The 3855-nt window shown below is 60.9% G+C and carries 5 protein-coding genes and 1 pseudogene; all 6 read left to right on the forward strand.

Annotated elements, in window-relative coordinates; translation table 11 throughout:
* A partial coding sequence (locus Q0331_RS04585; protein WP_298075279.1) for a nucleoside monophosphate kinase occupies positions 1 to 321 on the forward strand: 321 nt, incomplete at its 5' end.
* 135 nt (positions 322 to 456) lie between these two features.
* Positions 457 to 1251, forward strand: coding sequence for a type I methionyl aminopeptidase (gene map, locus Q0331_RS04590; protein WP_298075282.1), 795 nt, complete (start codon positions 457 to 459; stop codon positions 1249 to 1251).
* A gap of 221 nt (positions 1252 to 1472) precedes the next feature.
* Positions 1473 to 2666 (forward strand): dicarboxylate/amino acid:cation symporter, encoded by a 1194-nt coding sequence (locus Q0331_RS04595; RefSeq protein ID WP_298075284.1) that lies wholly within the window; start codon positions 1473 to 1475, stop codon positions 2664 to 2666.
* A 227-nt stretch (positions 2667 to 2893) separates the two neighbouring features.
* Positions 2894 to 3112 (forward strand): translation initiation factor IF-1, encoded by a 219-nt coding sequence (gene infA / locus Q0331_RS04600; RefSeq protein ID WP_003854422.1) that lies wholly within the window; start codon positions 2894 to 2896, stop codon positions 3110 to 3112.
* Positions 3113 to 3359: 247 nt separating this feature from the next.
* Positions 3360 to 3728, forward strand: coding sequence for a 30S ribosomal protein S13 (rpsM, locus tag Q0331_RS04605; protein ID WP_005291872.1), 369 nt, complete (start codon positions 3360 to 3362; stop codon positions 3726 to 3728).
* Between the two features lie 3 nt (positions 3729 to 3731).
* A pseudogene (locus Q0331_RS04610) lies at positions 3732 to 3855 on the forward strand (30S ribosomal protein S11); the annotation flags it as partial.

Raw genomic sequence — 3855 nt, forward strand, 5'->3', positions numbered from 1 at the left:
GATGCCGCTGACGGATTCCTGCTGGACGGCTTCCCCCGCACCATCGAACAGGCAGAGCTGCTGGAGAAGATGCTGCAGGAGGACGGCCACTCCCTGGACGCAGTCATCAACTACGTAGTCTCCGAGGACGTTGTTGTTGATCGCATGCTGGCCCGCGGCCGCAACGATGACAACGAGGACACGATTCGCACCCGCCTGGAGGTCTACCGTGAGGAGACCGCCCCGCTGATCGACCACTACAAGGACGTTCTGCTGAACATCGACGCGGAGGGCACCGTGGAGGACATCTCCTGCACCACGCTGAACGCGCTGGACAAGTAAACCCCGCGCGCAAGAATCGCTGATCCCGCCAGCCGGCCCCACACGGTCCGACCTGGCGGGATTTGTGGTTATTCGCCCCGCGAGGGGGCGTCACTAAGAAAAACGAGTAAGCAAAGAGAACAGAAGCGAAACCACATGGGCTTTAGGCGAAAGAATAAGAAGATCGCGGCCAAGACCGCCGAGCAGCTGGATGCGATGCAGGCCGCCGGGGAGATCGTCGGGCTGGCGCTGCAGGAGGTCAAGAAGGCTGCGGCGCCGGGAAAGACCACGCTTGACCTGGACCGCGTGGCCGAGGAGGTCATCCGCGACCACGGCGCCACCCCGACCTTCAAGGGCTATGGCGGCTTCCCGGGTTCCATTTGCGCGAGCCCGAACGACATGATCGTCCACGGCATCCCGTCAGCAGATGTGGTGCTGAAGGAGGGGGATCTGATTTCCATTGACTGCGGCGCCACGCTCAACGGTTGGGTGGGGGACTCCGCCTGGACCTTCGGCATCGGCGAGATCGCCGAGGAACACGACCGCCTGAACCGCGCGACCGAATGGGTGCTGTACGAGGGGCTGAAGGCGATGGTGCCCGGCAACCGCCTGACGGACGTTTCCTGGGCGTTGGAGAAGGCCACCGAGGCTGCCGCGCGGAAGTTCGACGTGGAGCTGTGGATTGTCGATGGCTACGGCGGCCACGGCATCGGCCGCACCATGCACGAGGATCCGTACCTGGCTAACGAGGGCCGCGGTGGGCGTGGGCCGGAGATCCAGGAGGGCTCTGTGCTGGCCATCGAGCCGATGCTGGCGCTGGGCACGGCGGATTCCTATGTGCTGGACGACGAGTGGTCCGTGCTTACCGATGACGGCAGTTTCTCCTCACACTGGGAGCACACCGTCGCCGCGACCGCCGACGGCCCGCGGATCCTTACGCCGCGCAAGTAGCTCTTTTCTCTTGGTGACGCCCCCCCCTGCCGCCTGCCCGGCTAACGCGATGTCGGGGGCGCAGCAGTATTGGCGGCGGTAGGGGAGCGCCGTAGTGAGGGGGGCAGCAGGGGTGGGGTTAATGGGCGGCGGGCGATTATTGGGGAATCAAGTATTGCGAGTAGGCTAAACATAATCGTTTCTTGAGGACCTACAAGTATTGACAAAGGGAAAGCGCCAGCATGAATGCATCCCGATTCTTTAATTCGCTAATATTCAAGATCATCGTTGCGATCGTCCTGGGTATCGTCTGCAGCCTCTTCTTCCCGGAGTGGGCCGGCCGCGTGTTCGCGACCTTCAATGGGCTGTTCGCCAACTTCCTGGGATTCTTCGTCCCGGTTCTGATCTTCGCCCTGATCGCCCCGGCTATCGCTAGCCTGGGGCGCGGGGCAGGCAAGTGGCTGGGCGTGACCGCCGGCATCGCCTACGTCTCCACCATCGTTTCCGGTTTGATTGCCTATGGCGTGGCGGAAGGGCTATACCCCTCGCTGCTGGGCAACGAGTCCATGATCGAAGCGAAGGATATTGATGAAGGCGCGTTGGCGCCGTTCTTCTCCGTGGAGATGGATCCGCCGCTGGGTGTGATGTCTGCGCTGCTGCTGGCCTTCACCGTGGGTATTGCAATGGCTTCGATGCGGACCGAGGTTTTGTACAAGGGCGCGGAGGAGCTGCGCGAGGTGACCATGAAGGTCATCCAGAGCTTCATCATCCCGCTGCTGCCGTTTTACATCTTTGGTGTGTTCCTGACCATGGGTATGAACGGCAACCTGAAGCTCACGCTGACGCAGTTCGCTAAGGTACTGATCCTCGCCGTACTGATGACGTGGGTGATCCTGGCGCTGCAGTACCTGCTGGCTGGGTTCTTTGCACAGCGCAACCCGTTCACGGCGCTGAAGAACATGCTGCCCGCGTACTTCACCGCACTGGGTACCTCCTCTTCTGCGGCAACCATCCCAGTGACCCTGGAATGCACCCGCAAGAACGGTGTATCCCAGTCCGTGGCCGACTTCGTGGTGCCGCTGTGTGCAACGGTGCACCTATCCGGCTCCATGCAGAAGATCGCTCTGTTCGCGTTCTCCATCGTGTACATGACCGGCGTGGATATGACCGCGGGCATGGCTCTGGGCTTCATCTTCCTGCTGGGCGTGATGATGATCGCTGCCCCGGGTGTGCCGGGTGGTGCGATTATGGCGGCCGTGGGTCTGCTGCAGTCCCAGCTGGGCTTCGACGATGGGCAGGTGGCGCTGATGATTGCCGCTTACATCGCCATCGACTCCTTCGGTACCGCATGTAACGTCACTGGCGACGGTGCGATTGCGATGACCGTGAACCGCCTGGCGAAGGGCGAGCTGCGCCGCGAGGAGCAGACCGCTTAGAGGCTCCGCTGTTTGAGTGGACAAACGCTCGCGCTAGCTTTCAAGAGGGGCTGGGGCGAGCGTTTTGGCATCTGCCCAGGTCGCGTGTATTGTATGCAGTTGGTGCATGAGGCTTTCGCATCGGTAGGTACCCTAGGTGGCTACCGTGGCGGGGGTTCTGAGAATGCACCGTATGTAGCAAAACATCACCCATACCAGCTAGTTGAGCTGGGGAAACGTTGGAGGATATGGCAAAAGAAGGCGCCATCGAGGTTGAGGGCCGCATCGTCGAGCCCCTGCCAAATGCGATGTTCCGTGTCGAACTGGACAACGGCCACAAGGTTTTGGCCCACATTTCCGGCAAGATGCGCCAGCACTACATCCGTATTCTCCCCGAGGATCGGGTCGTCGTGGAGCTGTCTCCCTACGACCTGACCCGTGGGCGTATCGTTTACCGCTACAAGTAAAACGTTAAGCCTCCATACATCCAATCTAAGTAGCAGCACCCCCGAGGTTGCAGATACTTGGTCACTACCTCTGGCCGCGGCGGCCGGAGCCCTCCTTCCAACACCCCAATAGTTGGGGTGTTGGTTTCGCGCATTCAAGGCACTCGGTGCCCGAACAGTCTCTTCCGTGACTGTTGGCGAAATACTCGAAGGATCAAAAGGGACGAGTGTGGAGAAAACCGTCGCTAAACCGGAAGGAAAATGCCCTATGGCACGCCTTGCTGGTGTTGACCTGCCACGCGAGAAGCGCATGGAGGTCGCACTGACCTACATCTTCGGAATCGGCCCCGCCCGTTCCAAGGAGCTGCTGGAAAAGACCGGCATCTCCCCTGATCTTCGCTCCAAGGATCTGACCGACGAGCAGCTGTCCGCTCTGCGTGACGTTATCGAGAACACCTGGAAGGTGGAGGGTGACCTCCGCCGCGAGATCCAGGCCGATATTCGCCGCAAGATCGAGATTGGTTCCTACCAGGGCCTGCGCCACCGCCGTGGCCTGCCGGTCCGCGGTCAGCGCACCAAGACCAATGCTCGTACCCGTAAGGGCCCAAAGAAGACGATCGCAGGAAAGAAGAAGTAACCTATGCCTCCGAAGACTCGTTCCGGCGCGCGCCGCACTGGCCGTCGCGTCGTCAAGAAGAATGTGGCCAACGGCCACGCATACATCAAGTCCACCTTCAACAACACCATCGTGTCCATCACGGACC

Origin of the sequence: uncultured Corynebacterium sp., from assembly GCF_937999985.1 — a bacterium.
Taxonomy (GTDB): domain Bacteria; phylum Actinomycetota; class Actinomycetes; order Mycobacteriales; family Mycobacteriaceae; genus Corynebacterium.